We start from the raw sequence: 22372 nt of genomic DNA, 5'->3' as shown, positions 1-22372 counted from the left end.
TGAATATAACATGTCAGAAAAATTAGCTATACTCATATCAGCAGAGTTAAATATGGGTTCTAGTGTCAAGTCAATTAATGATCAACTAAAAATTCTAGCTAAACACCCTTCTCTTCAGAAACTCAACATCAAAATCAACGTTGACGAAAGCTTCGTTAAATCGATCAATAAGTTTATCGACTCAGCCAGCAAGCTCAATGTTGCCTTGGCTACACAAAACAAAGTGGTTCAAGAGACAATTACGGAACACCGGAAACTTGATGGAAGTATAGAGAAAACAACGCAACAGATTCTCAAAAATGGCGAAGTAATCAATCGGACTAAAACCGTTCATGATGCGAATAAGAAGCTAATACAATCTGAGTCAAGTGCATATGAAAGCCAGCGTAAGACCATTAAACAACTTGAAAGAGAATTGTCTGATTACACCTTAACTAAACAGAAAGCCAGCAAGAACTCAGCTGGGCAAATAACTGGGTATAACAGATTCTATAAAAATGACGATGGCGACATGCTTAATGTCCGCGTTGACCAAGATGGGTATGTTAAAAAGTATGATGAGATTAATGACTTTCTGAAACGACAAAAAGAAGCTGTTGCTCAAGAACAAGCAATCAATAAACAGCGAGAACAAATCGCAAAAGAGGAATACAACACTCGAAAAGCATTACAGGATAGAACCGAAAAAGAACAAGCTGCTCACTATAAGCAATTAGAGGCGCTTGATAAGGCTCACTACCAAGCATTAAAAACTGATAGGGAGCGTAAAGAAGCTCTAGATAAAACGCATTATCTTGCCTTACAACAAAACGCAAAGCGAGAGCAACAATACCAAAAGACCTTAGCAGATACTGAAACGAAAATTGCAGACATTAAACGTAGATATAGTAAAGACTCTAGTGTTAGTAATGGACTAGCGGGCATTGAGAGTCAACTTGGTCAATTAAAGTCAGCTGGCAGTGTTGGTGATTTTAAATCAAGATTTGAACAACTCAACACCCAATTAAAACAGGTTGCCGCAAATGCTAAAACTGCAACAAGTCATACAATTGGTTTTGGCGAAGCGATGAAAACGGCAATGTCTAGATTTCCGATCTGGATGGCAGCTGCCACGGCCTTCTACGCGCCGCTCAGAGCAATGCAAAATGGTATTCAATATATTTATGACTTAGATACCGCAATGACCAATTTGCAAAAGGTAACAGATAATACGGCATCTGAATACCGTCAATTCATCCAAGATGCACAAAGTATAGGCGATGCAATTGGTGGCTTAACGTTAGATGTGGTCAAATCGACAACCGAATGGGCACGACTTGGATATACGATTCAAGAAGCAAAGGCACTAGCAAAAGAAACGCTGGTCTATCAAAATGTTGGTGACATCGAATCAGCAGAAAAAGCATCTCAAGCTCTAATTGCCACAATCAAAGGTTTTGGTGTTGAAGTAGATACCCAAGGTAAGAACATAGCAAAAGTCGTTGATATTTATAACGAAGTTGGTAACAAGTTTGCAATTAGTTCACAGGGCATCGGTGAAGCAATGAGACGTTCTGCGGCAAGTTTAAGTGGGGCTGGAAATACAATCGAACAATCAGTTGCCATGATTACAGCCGCGAATACGACTATTCAAGATCCTGCAAGAGTAGGTAATGCATTAATTTAGTGCCCTTATACAGTAATGTATATTGAATAACCCAGAATATGCGGGAAGTTCCTTAGAGCCTTAATTACTAAACCATATTAGAAATGATATGGTGGCAAAGAGTAATGTCTTTGGTAAAGTAAAAATATTAAGGATTGGATGATCCGCAGACACAGCCCTTAAATGGGAAGGTCTCAACGACTGCCAATGGGTGTCCTTGTTAAAGGATAGTGGTACAGTCTAAACCCTAAACAAATATGTCGAAAGACAGGGTATCATTGTAAAAACAATTTCTATGCGTATTAGAGGTGTGAGTGAGGAAGGTGAGGATCTTTCCGATCTCATCCCTACGCTTGAGGCTAAATTTGCTTCTGTTGGCCTAACGCTTAAAAAGAATGACAACACGTTTAAGAGTACATATGAAATATTTGAAGACTTGGCATCAGTTTGGGATCGTCTTTCTGATTTCCAACAAGCTGAATTTGTAGAATTGGTAGCTGGTAAACACCAAGGTAACATTGCTGCATCAATGATTGCCAACTGGAAAGATGCTCAAGATTCATTAGAGGCTGGTCTAAACTCCTTTGGTAGTGCCGCAAGAGAAAATGAGATATATCTGGAATCCATGCAAGGTAAGATTACGAAGTTTAAGAATGCAGTAAATGCGTTTTGGAGTGATGGTATTGAATCTGATTTTCTTAAATCTCTAATCGACTCGGGTACTGCTTTGATAAAAATACTTGGTAATCTTGGAACGACAATGATTTTACTAACGGGAATATTTTTAGCTTTTGGGCACCAAGCAATCGCTAAATTTGTTGTCGGATTGGCTACTGCTACTAAAGGACTGTTTACGTTAAGAACTGCCGCAACTGGGGCAACAGTGGCAATGAAGGGATTGCAACTGGCATTCGGCTGGATAGGTATTGCTACAGCATTAGGTACTTCACTCTATATGCTATTCAATAAAACCAAAGAGTCAGTGGATGAGGCCACTGAAAGTTACAACACACTAAAAGAAAGTATTACTGATACCTCAGATAACATTTCACAACTGGAAAGTTTGAATGAGGAATACAAATCGGGCAATAAGACGCAAGAAGAACTACTTGAGATTCGTGAAAAAATGAAAGAAATAATGCCTTCAATCATTAGTCATTATGACGATGAAGGAAAGGCAGTTTATAAAACTGGACAGGAAATTGACGGATTAATCCAGAAAGAAAAAGACTTACTAAAATCTAGACAAAACAACGCTGCATTGATGGCATCTGATGTTTTAACTGAACCCACACAGAAAATTGTAGATGCTAAAGCGAATATTGATAAATCTAGATTGGAATTTCAGTTTGCAGAGGCATCAAAGGTTGCTGCTGAATACGTTGGCGGCTTCCTAGAAGATAATAAAATCACAGTAGACCAAATTTTTGACTTAACAGATACAAGTAAACTAGATAAATTTCAAAGTGATATCGAAAAGATATTTTCCGACCGTGGTTTAAGTCAAAACGATGCTAATAAGTTCTTTTCTGCAATTAATCAGACTGATTCAGATTTCACAAAATTCACTGAACTGATTAATGCTAACTTTGCAAAAATAGATGAAATTATATCAGTTAACAATGCTAAGATTAACGAAGCAAAATTAGAGTATGTATCTACTTTTGGCGACATAAACCAAGGTGTAATGAACGCTTTTTCTAGTGATGACCAAAATCTAAAGAGTATTCTCGATAAAACTGCTGAAGAATATATAAACTCTGTAGACATTACGAAAAACAGCAAAGAATTAATCATCTCTAACTACAGGAAACTGTCCAAAGATATTGCTAATGCTATTTCAAAAGATAATCTGGATCTCTCAAAGATGTTTGCCACTGGCGATTTTACAAACCTTTCTAATACCCTATCTTATCTTGAAAAGCAGTTCCCGCAACTTGATTCCGTCATAACTAATTTTTCAAATAGCGTAAAAGAGTCTAGTAAAGCAACTGGTGAACTGGCTGCAAATGTTTTAACCTTAAAATCTCAATTGGATAATGTCGCCAAGTCGAAAACTAACATAGAATTACTCAACAAGGCGCAAAAAGAATTAAAAGACACGAATCATGTATCGATTGATACAATGATCGACTTAATAGAAATTTACGATGACTACATTAATGTATCTAACCTAAGTAAGGAACAAATTCTAGAATACATTGAAACGAAAAAACAAGAAGAAATAGCTGTAGTTAGCGTAGAAAAGGCTAAAGCCAAAGCCTTTATTGATACTGCTCGTGCTGGATTGCTTGCGATGAAAGCTGCAAATTCTGTAAGTATTGTTCCTATTCCAGAAGCAACTTTTCTACTTGCTGAAGAAGCAATCAATCAACTTGAAAACCGTTTAGGTTTACTAGATGCAGCTACTCAAGATCTCATTTACACTTCTAAAGAAAATGAGCGCGAACAAGATAAGAGTAACGACACTTTTTCTGAAACGAATGAGATCCTAACAGAGACGCAAAAACGACTTCGTGCAATCCAAACGGAACTTGATAAGCTTAACAATAAAAGAAGTAAAATCAGAAAGGGTTCTGCAGAGTATCGTAAATCACTGATGGAAGAGATTTCTCTTCTCAAGGAACAGAAGAAACTGTACGAGGATGGAGTCAAGAATCCAGAGAAACTGGTTTCCACAAAGGTTACCACTACCTCAAAGAGTGCTAGTACTTCGGGTTATACAGGTACAGTCACCTCCTCATCCCCCACCAATGTGTCTGGTAACTATGCGTCAATAATTAACCACTATGCTTCACAATATGGTGTAGATCCAAAACTTATTGCGGCTATCATTCAAACCGAGAGTGGATTTAATTCCAATGCTGTCTCTTCTGCAGGAGCTCAAGGCTTAATGCAGTTAATGCCAGGCACAGCAAAAGGATTAGGTGTTAAAAATAGTTTTGACCCTGAGCAAAATATCAAAGGTGGAACATCTCATTTTGCTCGTTTGGTTAAAAAGTATAATGGTGACATTGAGCTCGCTCTATATGCTTACAATGCGGGTGAAGGCAATGTTGATAAATGGATAAAGAGCGGACAAATTAATAACATTCCATTTAAAGAAACAAGAAACTATGCCCCTAAAGTTCTGGCTAACTATAATGCAGTAGGTGGTACAGTAACTGCTACAACTACCTCCTCTTCTTCTACTGTTCCTTCTGTTTCTTCGAGTAGTACAGCGAAAAACAAAATTACACTTCCATCAAAAAGCGAACTCGAAGAAGCTAAGAATAATGCTATTAATACCGTCAGCACTCTAGAAAGCACTATCTACAATAAGGTAATTGATTTTATTAATGATGTTGTTGTGGAGTCCAACAACAAAATTGAAAAATTCGAAAATAGTATAAACAGATCTGAGAATAAGCAATCAAAATACTCTGAGACATCAAAAGAATGGCGTAAAGAAGAAATGTCTCAGATTAGTTATCTCACTAAACAACAAGATGAGTTACATAATCAAAACGAACGATTAAAACAACTAGTTAAGGAAAAGCAAATAACTTCGGGCGAATTTGATAAGCTGATGGAACAAAATAGCCTGAAGTGGCTTGAGATACAGGAACAGAAACAACAAAAAACCTTTGAATTATTTTCAAGTTCTCTGAATGAGATTGATGAACAGATCGCGTCATATGGTGATAAGATTGCATTTTCAAATGCGAAACTAACTAGTATGACCGAAGGAACTGAAAAGTACAATAAAGAATTGTTAAGTCAGATTCCCTTGTTAAAAGAACAGCAGAAACTCGCTTCAAAGGAAGCCGATTTAATTCGCGAACAGTTGAAAAAAGAAAAGTTAACTATTGTCCAGAAGAAAGAACTAAGTGAACGGCTAAATCAATTGTCCACTGATTGGTGGGACTACCAGGCAGCTATAAAAGATGTCAACGAGACAATCACAAGAGAACGTGAGTCAGCTGCAGATAAAGTAATTGATAATTACAAACGAATGCTTGAGAAAGAAAAGGAACTCGCTCTCAAAGCATACCAAGAGCAGACTGATGCAGAGAATAAGCGCCATGAACAAAGAGTTAACAACTTAAATGAAGAGTTGAAACTTTTCGAGGACGTTATTGCTGCTCAATTGGAGTCGCTGGATCGACAGTATTCGGAAGATGATTATAACACTGAATTAAATACAAAATTGAAAGAACAGCAACAATTACAAGATGATATTAATAAATTGGCTTTAGATGATTCTATTGAGGGAAGAGCTAGAAAGAAAGAACTTGAAGATCAACTATCTGCTAAAGAAGATGAAATATTTAAATTTAGACAAGATCGTGAACGTGAACTGCGCAAGCAAAATCTTAACGATCAACTTGAAGCAAAGCGTGACCAATTGGAGCAAGAAAAGAATGCTGTTGAAAAGAATCATGAAGAGAACCTAAAAACGATTGATGACGAGAAGAAAGCAAAAGAACAGTACTATAACGACATTCTTGAGGATGAAGAAAAATACTATCTCATGAAACAGAATCTCATGAGTGAAGATTCTTCAATTGTTCAGGGGGAACTGGATAAGATCAAAGGAGAGTATGCAAGCTTCTTCGATTTTCTGCAAAAACAGGCTTTTGAAACAAGTAAAGCAATGCAGAACATTAATTATGGTTTCAGCCAAGATTTTAAGAATGTAGAAGAATTCCCACCTTCTGTTGGTAATAATCAAAAAGAAGTTGCATGGAGCGATTATCTGAATAACAAAAAACGAGCAGAGGATTTAACACGAGAAGTAATTCAGCTTCAACGTGGGAAGAATCCCGATGCTAAAGCAATCAAATCTAAACAGGATGAAATTGCTTCATTAAGTAGTAAAAACAATGCATATCGTACTCAATATGGGTTCCCAGATGGACGTTATGATGAACTTAAAGGTATGGTTATGTCTGCTGAAACAGGTGGAATGACTCCTGCTTGGGGCAAGAGCGGTAAATTCCTACTTGCTCATGAGAAGGAATTAATCCTTAACAAAACCGATACAGCCAATCTAATTACTGCAGTTGATATTGCTCGTAGCATGGCAAATAAACTGAAGAATGTAGCTGCTAATTTGCTCATGCCTAAATCAAGTACACCTGCGATGGCTGGAGTTACAGAAATTTATATGCCTATTCATATCGAAAAGCTTAATGGTAATGAGGCAGGAGCTAATAGTTTCTTTACTACTATTAAAACTAAATTAAACAATCTTGGAGGAGAGCGGTAATAAACGCTCTTCTTCTTTTTATTGTGAGGTGAATATATGAAATGACAATTGCAGAAAGCCTCTATTTTGTGTATGACGGTATTCGAAGTGATGAAATGGGATTATTGAATGTTAATATGCAGTCTGGAATGCAGGAAGAAATGTTCATGCCTGAACAAAGCATCAAAGAGGTTTCAATAAGAGGACTAGATAACCCCTACTTTATCGAGGTTGAACGAAGACCTTTTACATTGAATCTTACTTTTGCTTTTGAGGATACATTTGATGATGACAAAATACAGACGGTTGAGAATTGGTTAGGAAACCAATCATTCTATAAACCTCTATACTTCTCGGACAATATTGAGAAATGGTACTACGTGATCTATACAGGTGAAACCAAATTGCTTCATAACAGTTTAAAGCAAGGATATGTACAGATTCAAATGAGAAGTATTGGCCCATATACTTATTCTCCTGTTTATGAGTCTGATTGGTACGATTGCTCGAATAACTCATCGGATGGAACAGAGATCATAATAGAAAACAAGAGGAATTTGGTGTGCAAGCCAGTAGTTCACATTGCCAAAGTTGGCAACGGTGAGATATCAATTCGAAATGATTCCAACCGAGGGAGTACATTTAGACTTATCAATCTCTTTAATAATGAAACTATAGTAATTGATTCAAATAAAGAAGACATCACCTCTGATATCCCATTAACATTCCACTTTGATGATGCATTTGGAGAGTATCCTACACTAGTATCTGGATTGAATTTTCTTCGGATTTTCGGAAATTGCAATTTAAAGTTCAGTTATCAGTACATAAATAACGGTTAGGAGAAACGATATTGATAGAAACAGAATTTAAAAATGCTATTCAAAAGCCCAAATATTATCTCTGTAAGCCTGACCTAAAACGAACGACTATTGCAAGATTATATGAGGTTGATAATGATAAACGTAAATTAAGTCGTGGAAACAATAGCGAGCTCAGTTTTACACTTGGACTGTATACAACCGATTTTAACAAGCGTAAACGAAATAAACATGTTGACATGGTGAAAGAAAAATACCTCATTCGTTTTGAACAAGGTATTGAAAAAGAATACTATATCATTGACAGTATTATGAAGTCCATGTCAGACAGCGACACGGTTAATATTAGTTGCTTTGGATTGGGATACGAACTAAGAGATAAGCTTATAAAGGATTATAGTGTTGTTTCCCACACACTGACTCAAATTGTTCATGATTTGCTTATCAACACAATCTGGAATATTGGGTATGTAGATCCTCAGTTTGAACTTAAGTATCGCTCATTCGACTTTAATGGAACTGTATTGGGTGGCATCAACGAAGCCGCATCATCATTCCAGGCATTAATTGTTTGGGATACTGTTAATCGTACCATTAATTTCTACGATCCTGAACAATATGGTGTTAACAAAGGGTTCAAAACTAAGTATGGCAAACTGATGAAGAGTGTTTCACAAGAGTTGAATACTGATGAGTTTTGTACACGACTTAAATTGTTTGGCAAAGATGGGATGTCTATTCAGGATGTCAACCCTTTAGGTTCAAACTTCATTCAAGACTTTTCCTATTTTATGTATCCATTTCAACAAGACTCGAATGGCAATGTTATCAGTCATAGTGACTATATGTCAGATGAATTATGTAAGGGATTAATACGATACAACCAATTATCAGAGCAGCATCAGACATCGTACAAAAACCTACTCAATCAAAAGACTACACTGCAGGAGCAACTTGCTGTTAAGGTTAATGAATTAAGTCAGCTTAAGAATGAACTGGATATTATTGAGGATAATCTAGCAACGGCAAATGCTACAGGTCAACCAACACAAGATTTAATCAATCAGAAGAATGTAAAACTATCTGCAATAAACTCTAAACAACAAGAAGTCGATTCAATAAACTCGCAATTAAAAACAGTTGATAATCAAATTGTGAGTCTTGGTAATCTTCTGAAAATAGAAAACAATCTTACTGCCAATGAAATCAAAGAGTTGAATCAGTTTATCATTGAAAAAGAAGCAGTAGAGACAAATATTTCTGACCCACAAGAACTTTTAGACTATGGCAAGAAAGAGTTTGAAAAGATCAGACAGCCAAAGATTATAGTTCAGATTGGATTAGTTAATTTCTATGAAATACTAACTGAACAGCACAATGTTGGTAAGTTAAATGTTGGTGATATTGTAACAGCTGAACACGATGAATTAGGGATACATGTAAAAGCTCATGTCTCAGATATTGCCTTTAATTACAAGGAATCAACTATTGATGTCACAGTTACCAATGCTGAAGACCTCCTAACAGATGAAGAACGCTTTATTAAGCAATTATATAAGACAATAAGCTCTTCTAATACTGTAGATATGAGTAAATATAAATGGAACGATGCAAAGGCTACTGTTGACGATGTTACAACCATTATCAATAATACTTGGAACGCTGTTAAAAGGGATATTATTGCAGGAGTCAATGAAGATGTAGAGATTTCTCGAAAAGGGATTATTATTCGAGATCCTAATCAGCCCAATAAGATTCTTATCATGCAACATGGTCAACTCGCCTTATCATCTGATGGAGGTAATACATGGAAGACAGCTGTTACTTCTGATGGTGTAATCGCTGAAAGAATAATCGGAAAATTACTACTGGGTAATAAACTATTGATTTCTGATGATCTGGGTACATTTACAATTGAAGGTAATCTGTTAACCATCAGAGATAAAAATCAAAAGGTTCGTGTTAGACTTGGCGAGTACAAAACCAACGTATACGGCTTAGAGATGATCGGTGACAATGGCAAAACAATCATAGATCAAAATGGCATACTTTCAACTGATACTGTGCAAGAAGCAGATAATGTAGATTCTACGCATCCTTTAAAACTTAAGTTTTATATTGATGACGATGTGATCCGCATAGATAAGGTCAAATTGAGTTTCTCTTTAGAGAGATTTAGAGCGTACAGCAGGGGGGCGGCTTATGGTGGTGGAGGCACAACTACATCATCGAGTGGTGGAGGCACGTCTACCAGCACCTACAGTGGCGGTGGAAGTACTGCAACGTCTCAAAGCGGTGGTTATTATAGTGATACCACTGGAACTGAGTACTGGGATAGCGGAAGTTCACACAACCATGGTATTGGAGAAGGGACCCGTTTGGCCACTTATCCCGTTTCTGGAGCAGGTTACGTTACTTGGGTTCCATCAGGTCAACATCGTCATTCTTTTTACGTTCCAAATCATGTCCATGACGTACTAATTCCGTCTCATACACATGACTTCTATATAGCACCTCATAGTCACTACGTTGACATTCCTTCGCATACACATGCTATAGACTATGGAATTTATGAAAGTACTTACGCTTCAGGGGTGCAAGTTATTATTGATGGCGTGATGAGAGATAGTACAGGGTATAGTTCTGACCGGAATTTAGATATAACTCAATGGATTACCACTCCAGGCTGGCACACCATTGAACTATCTTCATCACAGTTAGGTCGAATAAATGCATCTATTTATATTAAATCTTTTGTGGGAGCTTAACTACATAAGCTATTACAGTGATTCCCACGCCCCGATAGGATGTTTAAAGTATTTACTATCACTTGCAGGCGTATATGATACAGATGATATTTCATATTGGAAAGGGATATGTAAAAAACCCTCCGTACTATCTCCCTTATAAAGAGTGTGCTGATTGCTTATTTCGAATATCCTGCTATAATCATTTACCTCTTGCTCAAACTTACTGTCTTTTAATGTAAAGGCGAAGAGGCCAGTTGGTCTAATCGGAGATTCACTATTATTTGTTAACTTATAAAAAATCTTGGTTCCCTTAGGATAGACAATGGTATTTATGATTTCCTCTCTATCCATATATTCAACTTTCTCAATCGTCATGGTAATCCCATCTTTAGTAATTGATTCGCCAAGATTTACAGTCTTCACTTCCTCTTTCACATCTTCTGGTCTTGGGTATCCAGGTACATCCTGCATTGGTTGACCAATTGATTGATCTTTATCTGCTATCGGACTCACAATATTAATCGTATCAGTCTTTTTGTCATAACTTACACTTAAACCAAGCGCTCTACCTATTTCACCTACAGGTAAATAGTTAAGATTGTTATAAGTTAAAGGTTGTGTGTTCAACTTAACCTTTTCACCGTCCACTGATACATTTACAGTACCATTAATCTTCGCAGTTATTGTCTTTACTGTAGCAGCAATTACTGGTGTTGAACTGGCGATTGTTACTCCAAGTACGACACCGGATAACAAATACAAATATTTCTTCATGTTATTTCCTCCTCTTAATAGAAAGCGTGGTTATTTAATAATGGATTTAGAAACTATATTATTAGATTGGGTAAAAAGTAATTTTGGAGAAACATTTATCAATGATAAAAATGATATTCAGTTCTCTTTCCCTTTAAATCTTCAAACAGATGAATTTAAAATTGGTCTCCTCTCATTCGCTGGCGATGATGTTAATGAGACTCATAAGCATTATTTTATTGGGATAGAACGCTCAGATAATACCAAAGATATCTTAGGCAATATTTCTTATCCCAAAGAATCAAGTGATACTATGATAAATGATTACCTTGTCGGTATGTTCTCCTTGATTAAGCAAAGTACATCTGTTTGATACTTACTATGTATATCGGTAATTATACCTTAATTTGATTAGTGTTCTCCACCATTTTCCAAACAACTCTTACAATGATTTTACCTATCAATCAAAATAACTGTAAACTCCTACCTTTTCGTTTCATGTGTCACATGATACAATAAGGACGCTTGATCTTCGAAGTTCTAATTTGGGTAACTGAAGTATAGAGTTAATAATTAGTGTCAATGCTTTATACATTTACCAAATTAGTTCGGAGGTGTGTGTAAAATGTGTGAGAATAAGGAGGATAAGCATATGGCAACTGCTCTTAGCAAAAAGTATGCTCACCTTAAAGAAAAACTCGATTCAATCAGCCAGAATGCTCCTGTTCGTACAGGAAAAGAAGGCATGATTGAACTTGACCCCAACAATAAACATCATGTTGAATGGTATGAAAAAGATCATTACAAAGGTGAGTGACAGTTGTTGTGAGTGAGGAGAATCCAGAGATATCCGAAATATGGACTGCGCGAGTTTATTATAAAGGAAAAAGTGGTCAAAGTAAGGCTAGGCCAGTGCTTGTTATCAATATCAATGAAACTTCTGGTCAATACACAATTCAAGAAATTACAAGTGTCGAACCGCAAGAACCACCTACTTACTACGATGGATTTAAGCAGATTATCGAAAAATGGAAAGAATCAGGACTTGATGAAAAGTCATATGTGAAATGCTCACCGACAAATACACACAATGTCGATAGGATTCGACTAAGAGGGTATGTTGGAGTAACCGATGAGGACGACTTTGAAACAATAATCAATAAGATAATAGAATCAAGAAACAGATGAAGTCACCTAGTTGGTGGCTTTTTATTTTGAACTTTTATAAGTAAAAATACATAAGGAGGTATTCAATGTCATCGTTCGATTATAAACGTAGCACAATCACAAAATATCGTGCAGGAACAGCGAATGATCCTTACATTGATATAACAGAAACAAAGAAAGTTATTAATAACATTATTCAACTTGATGAAATCCCCGTTTCATTCAATAAAGTAAGAATAAATAATATGTATGAATCTCCTAACACTTACACAGGCGACCTAACCGAAAACGAATATAGAGTAGATTATACTGAGGGCATCCTTCACTTCCACCCTTCTGCCGAAGGTAAGACTTTAACATGTATCTACAAGGGACGGGGCAATCATTACGTTAGTTCAGCAAGAATATGGACTAAAGAGCAAGATGGTGAAGTAGTAGAGACACTTGAAGACATTATTAATACTGGCACCGATGCAATAAAAAATATTGAAGAATTAACAGGTCTGATGAAGCAGACCGAGGATGTCATTGTTAGTGCAAATACAGCCGCCTCGAACGCTCAAACAAAGGCCAATCTAGCTGACACTAAAGCGACTTACGCAAAAACGCAAGGCGACTATGCTAAGGCTCAGGGTGACGCTGCTAAAACAGCAACTACAAATGCTAATACGGCCACAACAAATGCCAACACAGCAACTACAAATGCAAATAAAGCAAGAGACAATGCTGATACCAAGGCAGCTTTAGCCGACTCCAAAGCTACTTTTGCACAAACTCAGGGAGACTATGCTAAGAGTGTCGGTGATTCACTGGTACATAAGGGTGACTACTCCGCAACAACTGCATATATAGTAAGAAACATTGTCTACTTTAATGGATCTACATACATGTGTATAGCGGATTCGACAGGCAACGCCCCAACCAATGCAACATATTGGAAAAAAATCACCAATATGAAATGGCAAGGAACGTATTCCTCCTCTGTCCGCTATGATTTTGGTGACGTTGTTACTGATTCAGTTAAGCAAAGTATTTATATGTGTATCGCTGATAATACCCTTAATAAGCCTCTAACCTCTACAGCAAACTGGGCCACAATGGTTAGTGTTGCGGACGCAATCTCTTCTGCTAATGCAGCTACAGCTAACGCCAATACAGCAAGAGACAATGCTAACACAGCCACTACTGCAGCCAACGAAGCCGCCACTAATGCAAACACAAAAGCAACAAATGCCCAAGCGCAAGCAGATTATGCAAAAACGCAAGGCGACTATGCTAAGTCTCAAGGTGAAATGGCTACTGATCGTGCTCTCAGTCTCGTCAATAGAGGAACATATAATGCATCAACTGCCTACAAACCCCTTAACATTGTGGTCTACAATGGTGCTGTATATCAAAATATTAAGGAATCTACTGGAATTGCTCCAACAAATACAACTTACTGGATGCTTATGTTGCAAACAACAGCGTCTGTCACTTGGGATTCTGTAGCTGGTAAACCAAATGTAGAGACAGTTGAAGGGGCGCAGGAAAAAGCCAACACAGCTGAAGCCAACGCCAAAGCATACACGGATGGAAAACTGAACGAGGTTACGATCACTACCGCCCTGAAGCCTGGTACGAGCGTCATTACAACAGACCAGGCGGCTGTTCCTGCGTTTAAACTTTGGGGGAATACGTTGTTCAATTTGCTCGGAGCTGTTGGTAACTTTGAAACTGATAGCGACAACGATGGAGTGCCGGACGGCGTAACTGTTCTTGGGAGTGTCGATCTAGTCACAACAGGTGCCAGATACGGTAATAGAGCAATTCGAATTAACGCGGTCACTGGGGATACTAACGTAAACTCCCGACGAGTTTTCTTTACTAATAAGGTGACTCTTAGAGCTGGGAAAAAGTACGTAGCAGTTGTCGATGTTTCGACTGATGGATCCTCACTAGCAAGGGTTAGGTTTGTAGTGAATGGGGAGGTCTATGGAGGAGGCACAGTAGACACTTCAGAGAATAAAACTCACGTATCGAAAGTCGCTCCAGATGTGGATGTCGAGGTAACTCTGTACCTATACAACAGGAGCGCATTGGGATCTACTGGCTGGGTCCAATTTGACGGTGCCGGAGTCTACGAAGTATCAGACGAGTTGTATAACCGTATCGGCGTAGACATCACGGAAGACAACATCCGCGAGTACCTGCCGCATGTGGATGGTAGGCAGCACGTTAACGGCGTGGTGATCACGAAGCTAGGGGAAAACTTAATACCTGGTGAACCTTATGACTATAACGAGGGAAGTGGTTCAGCGGGTAAACCGAATGCGTGGATTGATGGGAAACTAGCTATTTATAGCGGATCTACAAATGTTAACGGTCGAGGCATATGGGTTGATGTTGTGCCGGGGCAGACGTACAAATTAAGCCTAAAGGGAGTACGGACTGGCGATAACAGAACACCAAGAGTACTCATTGGTTACTCTTCGACAACTGTCGAGGTTCGGGATACAAGCATCACTTTGCCAAGTCATTCCATTACCACAATAACATTTACGCCTACACAGAACCGCATCCTTATTAAGTTCCTTATTATGGGAGCCTCATCGACTTCTGACCCGGCCTACGTATACGACATGATGCTTGTTGCTGGTGACGCTGTACCAGCTTCATATGTCCCCGCCGATCCTCAGCGCCTGATTCTTCCGGTAACACTCGCATCTGTCGGTAACGTACGCGATGAGGTGACGGTAAAGGGCAACGAGGCACAGTTGACACGTAGAATTGAGCGAAACGTTCCTGTAGTAGCCGATAGTTCGACTAGACTTGTAGTCGGAAGTCCAAAAGTGGGGCATAAATTAGTTACAAATAGCTTATCTCCCATTGCGGTTCTTAATGACTCGGTGCGACTCGTTGATTGGAAGGGTTTTGAATACAGACGTAAAGCTAGTGCTACTGAAGCAGGTAATGTCTATGCTACAGGTTCTGGAGCAACGCTCGGATTTACTGTTTCCAACACTGAATCTGGATGGGTGGATGAGGTTAACCCAACTGACAATGCTGCCAAAGCGTTATTAAATGGTTGGAAAGCAGTGGGCAATAACGGTACAGCGTACACCAGTTGGGTATCGCTACTAACGGGAGCAGTACCATCCACGAATACAGAGGCGTATGTGGCAGCGAACAAGGCTCCAGGATGGACGGCCTATGCTTCGGTGGATTACGTGCTGGCAACACCTGAAGTAAAGACGGTACAGGCAGAGGGTGGCATCACACTTCATCCGGGCGGCAATCAAATTACGGTCGAGACAGGGATTATACAACGGGAGAGAGCGAAGTTATATCTGTACAATGGGAAGTATTATATCAATGCTGATCCTTCGTCTAAATTAAGCAAACGCACTCTAATAGTATTGACGGTCTACAAAGGTTCCGAAGTGGATACAAAATGGGTGAGCTTGAATCATTCTGGCGACAAAATAGCAACTTACGGGAATATGCAAGTGTCCAGCAACCAAGCTGACGTTGATCCTAACGCGAACTACTACGTCACATACATTCCGCTGGACAAATACACTTTAACGGCGAATGTTACACAGATCGAAGCGCAGTATGCACGCGGCCTAAGCGGCGCTCTCTCTGAGCTAGCAAAGGCAGCTGCGGACGGTTACGAAACGGACAGTCGGCAAGATTTCGCTTTGATGTATATCCAAGCATTAGCAGAAAATCTGCGTGTTGACGTGGGTGTGTTGTCCGGCTTGCTGACCTCCAATAAATCAAGCCTGGTTAGTGCAATCAATGAAACTTTTACGCTTGGAGTTGAGCAGAAAAACAACGTGGTTGCCGCGCTCAATTCCATAGGGGTTACGGCATCCACGAGTGAAACATGGGCGCAGCTTATTCCGAAGATAGCGGCAGTTATCCGAGCAACAGGTGACGCAAACCCAGCAGATGTGTTAAGTGGAAAGAAGTTCAGTAATATGACCGGGAATGAACGTACAGGCACTATGGCGAACCGTGGGGCAGTTGTGATAACTCCAGGTAAGACAGATCAAGTTATTCAGGCAGGATATCACAATGGATCAGGTAAGGTCGCAGGTGTTCCTGTACCTGCGGATAAGGTGCTTAACGATACAACGATTGCTGGTACAACGGGCGCGATGCCGAATCTCACGGGTGTACGGACAGCGACAGGGGTAGCAAAGTTGGATGACGGTGCGCTAGCCGTATATCCGGAAAAGGGTTACCAAAAAGGGGGCCCAGGTGACGGTGAGATTAAAGTAACAACAGTCCAATTGCAGACTGCTGAGGGAAATCTTCATCCTGGAAACCTACCTAAAGACACAGCCATCTTTGGTGTCCAAGGAATTCTGGAAAGAATGACGACAGCCGAGAAACAAAGCATTGCAATCAATATTACAAATAAAGGCGTGCAGGCCGATGTGAATGATCCGCCAGCCGTTTTGGCTTCAAAGATAAGTCAGATACCCACAAGTAAGAGATATGCAACTGGAACAGTTCCGTCTGGTGAGGCTCGATTAGATTTTATTCGAGGAGATGGTGCTATTACCTCTGCTCATTACGTGGAAGTTATTTTTGCAATAGGGTTTATTCCTTCTACAATAATTGTTTTCCCTCCAGGGTCAGCTTCTGTAAAAATGACTTCATTTACCTCCCTATACACCTACAATGGTTATCCAGTTTATTTTTCCTCGCATAATTTAAATACCACAAGATTAGATGGTAGTGTTTCTTATGTAAATAACAGTGGTTTTAGACTGGCTGTTGGTGCCCCGTCAACTGAATATACTTGGATCGCCTATTCCTAATAGAAAGGAGCTTCATGAACATTAGAAATAAATTTCGGAAAATATCCCCATATCTATTTTTATCACTAATTTTAATCTTACTTTGTATTGGTAATCCCAATTTTATTCATGCATATGGGTATAATAAAGATATAAAGAATCAAGATTTCATTAATAGAATAGAAGAGACAAAAAAACGTACTATTAAAATTTATATTTCTAAAGGTTACATTACATGGTTAGCTGGGTCAGGATGGATATCTAATAATGGATATTTTATTACGAGCAAGCATGTGCTTGACGCAGGAGATAGAGTTCACGCTGTCCAGTTAAACGACATTTATTCATCTAAAATCTACAATATTGAGGTAGTTTATCTCGACTCTTCTACTGACATTGCTGTTTTAAAACCATCAATACTCGACAGCGATAAGATTAGAGAGATGAAGAAAATAGGGTACTTTAAACTTGCTGAAATGGAGCCAAGTGTAGGCGAGTTTGTCTTGTCAACAGGGTATCCTTCGAAGTTTAAGGGGCTACTGTCATACACGGAAGGCAAAGTTATTGAACACAATTTTTATGTAAACTGGGATAATGGTACTAACTGGTTTAATACATCTATGTTAATTGAAAGCCTTCCAGGTAATAGCGGTGGTCCAATCGTTAATACCAAAGGAGAAATCGTTGGGATGATGAGAGGGTACTCTTTGGATGATAGCACAGTGGGTTTTGGAGTTCGATTAGATGATTTAAAAGAACATCTTGAACCCTTTATAATGTAAATATAATAAAAGAGGCATTTCATCAACTTTTCATGCACAAAAAAGCCTTATTTTATAAGGGTTTTAGAAATCGAGAAATTATAAAAAATATAGAATTCCATTAAAGGGCTCTTCATAATTGAAGAGTCCTTTTATTTTGACTATTGGAGGCAATTCAGTGTATGAATCTACACTTTTCAAGTTTTTAACCTATACCGTAGGCGGTTCTATCATTACATTTTTATTTGGCGGTTGGAATCAGTCGCTGACTGCTCTTGCTATCTTTGTGGTTGTGGATTATGTGACGGGTATTGCTGCTGCATATTATGAAGGCAGAAAAAATCCCCATGATAAAACTAAGGGACTGAATTCCAATAAGGGTTTCTGGGGGATATTCAAAAAATTCTTAATGTTCATAGTCATAGCCCTACTATTCCAAGTAGATAAGCTATTGGGACTTAATGGTCATTTGAGTTTAATGGTTGGCGCAACTTGGTTCTATCTGGGAAATGAGTTGATTAGTGTTGCTGAGAATCTCGCTAGATTGGATGTTCCCTTGCCTGCTCAAATTAAAACTGCAATTACAGCATTGAAAAGCAAAGGCGAAGATAAATCTAACCAAAAATAAAAGGATGATATTTTCTTAAAAGCCCCTTCTAGAAGCAATTGCGAACGTATCATCCCACAAAAAGAGTATAACATGCATGATGAATGACAGATATAGTTATTTAGTCTCCTCCACCCTTCTCTCTAAGAAAGGAGTTAAAATGCAAAAACAAGGACAGTTCATACTTCTCAATCGTCATGAGTTTTATGAATGGTTAAACAAACAAGCTTTCACACGCAAAGTCACTCTCATCCAAAATCATCACACATGGGCTCCTAACTACACATCGTTCAATGGCAAAAATCACTTTGCTCGATTAGAAGCAATGAAGAATTTTCATGTAAAGTCCAATGGTTGGTCTGATATAGGACAGAATATCACTACGTTCCCTGATGGTTTAGTTGCTATCTGTAGACCATTTAACACGACTCCTGCTGGCATAAAGGGAGCAAATACAGGCGCTCTGTGTCTCGAACACTTGGCAAACTTTGATATTAACGGAGATAAGATGACCGAGGAACACAAGAAGACCATTGCTTTCATTAATGCAGCCCTGTGTGAAAAGTTCAAGCTTCCTGTAACCACAGAACATATTGTATATCATGCCTGGTATAATTCTTCAGGTGTTAAGGTTTACAACTTTGTAAATGGTGCTAAACTACCTGGACTTTCAGCAAAAACATGTCCTGGCACAGCCTTCCTTAAGGGTAATACGGTCATTGACGCACAGAGAAACCTTATTCCTCTTGTCAAAGAAGCATATAACAATCTTAATAAAAAGGATGATGAACCTATGACTCCAGCTGAGAAACAGGAATTCGAAAAACTACAGCAGACAGTTACAAATTTAAAGAACGAACTAAATGCTTTGGTTAAAAGTAAAAATGTACTCAAGAAAGGTGCTCAAGAGCAAGGTGCATCAATTAAGAATGTAAAAGAACGTGTAGAGTCTATGGAAAACAAACATGTAATGAATATCCCCTCCTATGCAAAGGAAGCCGTAGAAGCTCTCACAAAACTCAAGGATCAGTGTGGCAAACCAGTTATTAACACTCCTGAAGGTCGGAGTGCCGACTTCTACTCGCTTGTGACTGTTCTGTATCGTGCTGGTCTATTTAACTAAATATAAAAATATCAAAGGAGAATGTTCATAATGAATGATCTATATGTTATCTTGATTGTGCTTGCAGCAGTAGTTGCAGGTTTATTTGTCGTACCTGTATTGAAAAAGCGTAATATCATCAACAAAGAAACGATGGAGCAAGTGTCTGATACATTTGACTTTGTTCGTTTGGTTCTTGATGTGGTCAATGTAAAAGGACTCGATAAGAACAAAGCCAACTTCGCTCTTGATGTTGCTGACATTGCCGCAAACCACATTGTGCAGCTATATGAGGCTAACGATAAAGTTGATAAATTGACACTTACTTTAGAGGTCACTGATACCATTCTAGAGAAATACGGCGTAAAACCAAGTGTTCAAGAGAAGGAATTGATTCGAATTATCGTAGAGCAAAGTATTGAATACGCTGAGAAAATAGTATGAATAGACGAACAGAAAAATAGGGAATCTCATTAAATTAAATGGGGTTCCCTATTTTTTTTCGTTTTTCATATTACAACTGGCAATGTTTGTCAAGGCCAATTCAAAGGTAATGAACTGGAATTGACTAAAACAAAAAACTATGAAAAGAACACATGTTCCGCTTGTATTTAATTATATTTGCTTTATAATAATCTTAGTTGGTTATTATATTAGCAGATAATAAATAATAGGTTAGGGAGATGAATTACATATGACTATGGTCGCTGAAAGAAAAGGGGTTGAGGCGAAAGCAGTTAAAAGATTTGAGATTTGGGTAGCTGATCTAGGTAGACGTGATGGTAGTGAGCAAGGGGGAGTGCGTCCGGTCGTTATTATTCAAAATGATGTCGGGAACAAATATTCACCTACTGTTCTAGTTGCGCCTATGACAACAAGTAAAACTAAAAAGAGAATGCCTACCCATGTAAACCTTAAAGCCTCTGAGGTGGGACTTGAAGATGATAGTACTGTCCTGGTTGAACAAATGATTACTATTGATAAGAACAAGTTAGATTTCAAAGCATGTGAACTGCCAAACTTTTTGGCTTGGGAAATCGAACGCGCCTATCTTATTCAGGGCGGAATTGATATCCGACGAATTAAATAAAAATAATTAAGTATTGACAAATAAAAATGATTAGAATACGATGGTATTAAAATAATAGGGGGTTGGGGAATTGAAAGGAGCATTGGAGAAAGTGCAAAGCATTGAGGAAGCAGAGTTTGTTTTATTTGATACATTACCGGATATTATAAAAAACAAACTTGGGGTTATCTCAGGTAAATTATACGAAGTCTTAATAGATGAAAGTGATCAATTTTATACTCTTACTGATACAGGAATGAAGTTATATGAAATTGGGTTATATGGGAAGGTGAGTTACTTAAAAAACGTGGGATTTACCAGAAAAATTAAAGAGGTTGAGGATAGGGTTTGGTTTAAAGATAGCGTAGTTCGAAACAAACAGATTAGAAAACAATTAGAAGTATTGGATATTGGCTTGCCATCTTCTTTAGTTAATGAAGCGTATAGGATAAATGGAGTTTCAATGATTTCTCTAGATGTTCAGTTTGCCGAATTAGGGATTGAACTTGAGAAAGATGATTGTCATTATCTGATAAAACCTTTAATTGAAAAAAGACGAAACGAAATTATTGAAGAACGATTGAAATTGATCTTCAATTAAATAAACATAAACAAATAAATGTAATTATGGAGGTTAATATGAGAGTAGAATATTACAAATGCGACATTTGTCTTAAGAGGCTTTCTAAAGATGAGGGAATGCTGCCTATTTCAGTCCCCAAGCAAATTAGTTTAAAGCAGAACAGAATTATTAGAAAGGAAGTCCATGTATGCGAACAATGCTACAAACCAGGCCATTATTCAATGGTAAATGAATACGAAAAGAAACTAAAAATCCACATTGATGAATTCTTTAGCAATAACAAATTTTACTTATAGTTCTATCTTAATTACATAATAAGGGAGAATGATAGTGTTATGGATTTTGTAACAAATTTCAAGGCATGGTACAAGAAAAATGAGGGTGCCTATGCCCTAAAAAGACAAATCATTAACGACAAACTGAAAGTAGGAGTCGGCGGTGTAGAGTGGCTATTTTTAAATTTGGAGCCAAAGGCGCACAAATATGAAGTCTTACAATGGTGGATTGAAGATGAACATGAAAAAGGCAATCAAGATTTTGAAGAAATAATGGTCGATTCGTTAATCATGAATTCTGATGAATACTACGCTAAGCATCAAAGTAATTGGTGGATGGCAGTAGACTTAACTTTACATTACTTATATGGATTAAAGAAGAATAACTATGAAAGATACTTTGAGTTCCTCAATAGTCTAGATAATAAGATGAAGATTGGAGAAAATCAATGACCAACGGAATAAAAGAATCCGCTATTGTGATCAATCTTGAACAAGAAATCATTCAAGACAAATTAGCGCAAGGAGTAAATGGCGTTGAATGGCTAGTGCTGAACTACGTAGAAAATAAACTGGTGAGTTCAAAACTAAAGGAGTACTTTGATTACTACAGACTGTACGGATTTAATGATATCGAACAAGTAATGTTAGATGCTCTTTCTATGAACGGTATTAATTTTGAAAAGAAGTATGATTTTAATTGGGGCATAGCGGTCATGTACACTCTTGCACTTTTGTACAGCCTCAATAAATTTAGTTATAACCGCTATTTTGATTTTCTAATTAAACTAAAGAACCAAAAGGGAGAATGATATA

At 38.0% G+C, this 22372-nt stretch carries 17 protein-coding genes; 16 read left to right on the top strand and 1 reads right to left on the bottom strand.

Annotation, left to right across the window (positions count from 1 at the left end; all coding sequences use genetic code 11):
- Nucleotides 1-10: 10 nt before the first annotated feature.
- From AC0VZ8_RS25870 to AC0VZ8_RS25855, 4 genes are all read left to right on the top strand, one after another.
- A complete protein-coding gene (locus AC0VZ8_RS25870; RefSeq protein ID WP_475484904.1) occupies nucleotides 11-1666 on the top strand; it encodes a phage tail tape measure protein in 1656 nt (551 codons plus the stop codon).
- A 289-nt stretch (nucleotides 1667-1955) separates the two neighbouring features.
- Nucleotides 1956-6896, top strand: coding sequence for a transglycosylase SLT domain-containing protein (locus tag AC0VZ8_RS25865; protein ID WP_475484903.1), 4941 nt, complete (start codon nucleotides 1956-1958; stop codon nucleotides 6894-6896).
- A gap of 41 nt (nucleotides 6897-6937) precedes the next feature.
- Entirely contained in the window at nucleotides 6938-7717 is a 780-nt protein-coding gene (locus tag AC0VZ8_RS25860) for a hypothetical protein (RefSeq protein WP_475484902.1), read from the top strand.
- A gap of 11 nt (nucleotides 7718-7728) precedes the next feature.
- Nucleotides 7729-10464 carry a phage tail protein gene (locus AC0VZ8_RS25855; RefSeq protein ID WP_475484901.1) on the top strand — a complete coding sequence of 912 codons (2736 nt, stop codon included), beginning with the start codon at nucleotides 7729-7731 and terminating at the stop codon, nucleotides 10462-10464.
- 12 nt (nucleotides 10465-10476) lie between these two features.
- Here the strand turns inward: AC0VZ8_RS25855 and AC0VZ8_RS25850 are convergent, their stop codons facing one another.
- The gene (locus tag AC0VZ8_RS25850) at nucleotides 10477-11220 is read right to left on the bottom strand and encodes a stalk domain-containing protein (RefSeq protein WP_475484899.1); all 744 of its coding nucleotides are present in this window, start codon (nucleotides 11218-11220) and stop codon (nucleotides 10477-10479) included.
- 40 nt (nucleotides 11221-11260) lie between these two features.
- Between AC0VZ8_RS25850 and AC0VZ8_RS25845 the strand changes: the two genes are divergently transcribed.
- The 12 genes from AC0VZ8_RS25845 to AC0VZ8_RS25790 all read left to right on the top strand — a co-directional run bounded on the left by AC0VZ8_RS25845 (nucleotide 11261) and on the right by AC0VZ8_RS25790 (nucleotide 22368).
- The gene (locus tag AC0VZ8_RS25845) at nucleotides 11261-11572 is read left to right on the top strand and encodes a hypothetical protein (protein ID WP_475484898.1); all 312 of its coding nucleotides are present in this window, start codon (nucleotides 11261-11263) and stop codon (nucleotides 11570-11572) included.
- A 279-nt stretch (nucleotides 11573-11851) separates the two neighbouring features.
- Nucleotides 11852-12016, top strand: coding sequence for a hypothetical protein (locus AC0VZ8_RS25840; RefSeq protein ID WP_475484897.1), 165 nt, complete (start codon nucleotides 11852-11854; stop codon nucleotides 12014-12016).
- 8 nt (nucleotides 12017-12024) lie between these two features.
- A complete protein-coding gene (locus tag AC0VZ8_RS25835) occupies nucleotides 12025-12387 on the top strand; it encodes a type II toxin-antitoxin system PemK/MazF family toxin (protein WP_475484896.1) in 363 nt (120 codons plus the stop codon).
- 65 nt (nucleotides 12388-12452) lie between these two features.
- Nucleotides 12453-17180, top strand: a complete 4728-nt coding sequence (locus AC0VZ8_RS25830) for a hypothetical protein (protein ID WP_475484895.1) — start codon at nucleotides 12453-12455, stop codon at nucleotides 17178-17180.
- Nucleotides 17181-17194: 14 nt separating this feature from the next.
- Nucleotides 17195-17941, top strand: a complete 747-nt coding sequence (locus AC0VZ8_RS25825; RefSeq protein WP_475484894.1) for a S1 family peptidase — start codon at nucleotides 17195-17197, stop codon at nucleotides 17939-17941.
- Between the two features lie 157 nt (nucleotides 17942-18098).
- Nucleotides 18099-18548 (top strand): phage holin family protein, encoded by a 450-nt coding sequence (locus AC0VZ8_RS25820; protein ID WP_475484893.1) that lies wholly within the window; start codon nucleotides 18099-18101, stop codon nucleotides 18546-18548.
- A 76-nt stretch (nucleotides 18549-18624) separates the two neighbouring features.
- Nucleotides 18625-19650 (top strand): coiled-coil domain-containing protein, encoded by a 1026-nt coding sequence (locus tag AC0VZ8_RS25815; RefSeq protein WP_475484892.1) that lies wholly within the window; start codon nucleotides 18625-18627, stop codon nucleotides 19648-19650.
- Between the two features lie 30 nt (nucleotides 19651-19680).
- A complete protein-coding gene (locus AC0VZ8_RS25810; protein ID WP_475484891.1) occupies nucleotides 19681-20073 on the top strand; it encodes a hypothetical protein in 393 nt (130 codons plus the stop codon).
- Nucleotides 20074-20323: 250 nt separating this feature from the next.
- Nucleotides 20324-20719 carry a type II toxin-antitoxin system PemK/MazF family toxin gene (locus AC0VZ8_RS25805; RefSeq protein WP_475484890.1) on the top strand — a complete coding sequence of 132 codons (396 nt, stop codon included), beginning with the start codon at nucleotides 20324-20326 and terminating at the stop codon, nucleotides 20717-20719.
- Between the two features lie 70 nt (nucleotides 20720-20789).
- A complete protein-coding gene (locus AC0VZ8_RS25800; RefSeq protein WP_475484889.1) occupies nucleotides 20790-21299 on the top strand; it encodes a hypothetical protein in 510 nt (169 codons plus the stop codon).
- A gap of 317 nt (nucleotides 21300-21616) precedes the next feature.
- The gene (locus AC0VZ8_RS25795) at nucleotides 21617-22009 is read left to right on the top strand and encodes a hypothetical protein (protein ID WP_475484888.1); all 393 of its coding nucleotides are present in this window, start codon (nucleotides 21617-21619) and stop codon (nucleotides 22007-22009) included.
- Nucleotides 22006-22368: a hypothetical protein gene (locus AC0VZ8_RS25790; RefSeq protein WP_475484887.1), complete on the top strand. Its 363-nt coding sequence runs from the start codon at nucleotides 22006-22008 to the stop codon at nucleotides 22366-22368. Before AC0VZ8_RS25795 ends, AC0VZ8_RS25790 begins: the two co-directional genes overlap by 4 nt.
- Nucleotides 22369-22372 lie beyond the last annotated feature (4 nt).

It is taken from the genome of Paenibacillus sp. QJM3NY_38, from assembly GCF_056173265.1.
The sequence above is the reverse complement of the archived record's forward strand: the minus strand, read 5'-3'. Positions and strand labels throughout refer to the sequence as shown.

Coding starts and splice junctions, on each gene's coding strand:
- AC0VZ8_RS25870 (WP_475484904.1), top strand. CDS start 11: ATGTCAGAAAAATTAGCTATACTCATATCAGCAGAGTTAAATATGGGT.
- AC0VZ8_RS25860 (WP_475484902.1), top strand. CDS start 6,938: ATGACAATTGCAGAAAGCCTCTATTTTGTGTATGACGGTATTCGAAGT.
- AC0VZ8_RS25850 (WP_475484899.1), bottom strand. CDS start 11,220: ATGAAGAAATATTTGTATTTGTTATCCGGTGTCGTACTTGGAGTAACA.
- AC0VZ8_RS25845 (WP_475484898.1), top strand. CDS start 11,261: ATGGATTTAGAAACTATATTATTAGATTGGGTAAAAAGTAATTTTGGA.
- AC0VZ8_RS25840 (WP_475484897.1), top strand. CDS start 11,852: ATGGCAACTGCTCTTAGCAAAAAGTATGCTCACCTTAAAGAAAAACTC.
- AC0VZ8_RS25830 (WP_475484895.1), top strand. CDS start 12,453: ATGTCATCGTTCGATTATAAACGTAGCACAATCACAAAATATCGTGCA.
- AC0VZ8_RS25825 (WP_475484894.1), top strand. CDS start 17,195: ATGAACATTAGAAATAAATTTCGGAAAATATCCCCATATCTATTTTTA.
- AC0VZ8_RS25815 (WP_475484892.1), top strand. CDS start 18,625: ATGATGAATGACAGATATAGTTATTTAGTCTCCTCCACCCTTCTCTCT.
- AC0VZ8_RS25810 (WP_475484891.1), top strand. CDS start 19,681: ATGAATGATCTATATGTTATCTTGATTGTGCTTGCAGCAGTAGTTGCA.
- AC0VZ8_RS25805 (WP_475484890.1), top strand. CDS start 20,324: ATGACTATGGTCGCTGAAAGAAAAGGGGTTGAGGCGAAAGCAGTTAAA.
- AC0VZ8_RS25795 (WP_475484888.1), top strand. CDS start 21,617: ATGGATTTTGTAACAAATTTCAAGGCATGGTACAAGAAAAATGAGGGT.
- AC0VZ8_RS25790 (WP_475484887.1), top strand. CDS start 22,006: ATGACCAACGGAATAAAAGAATCCGCTATTGTGATCAATCTTGAACAA.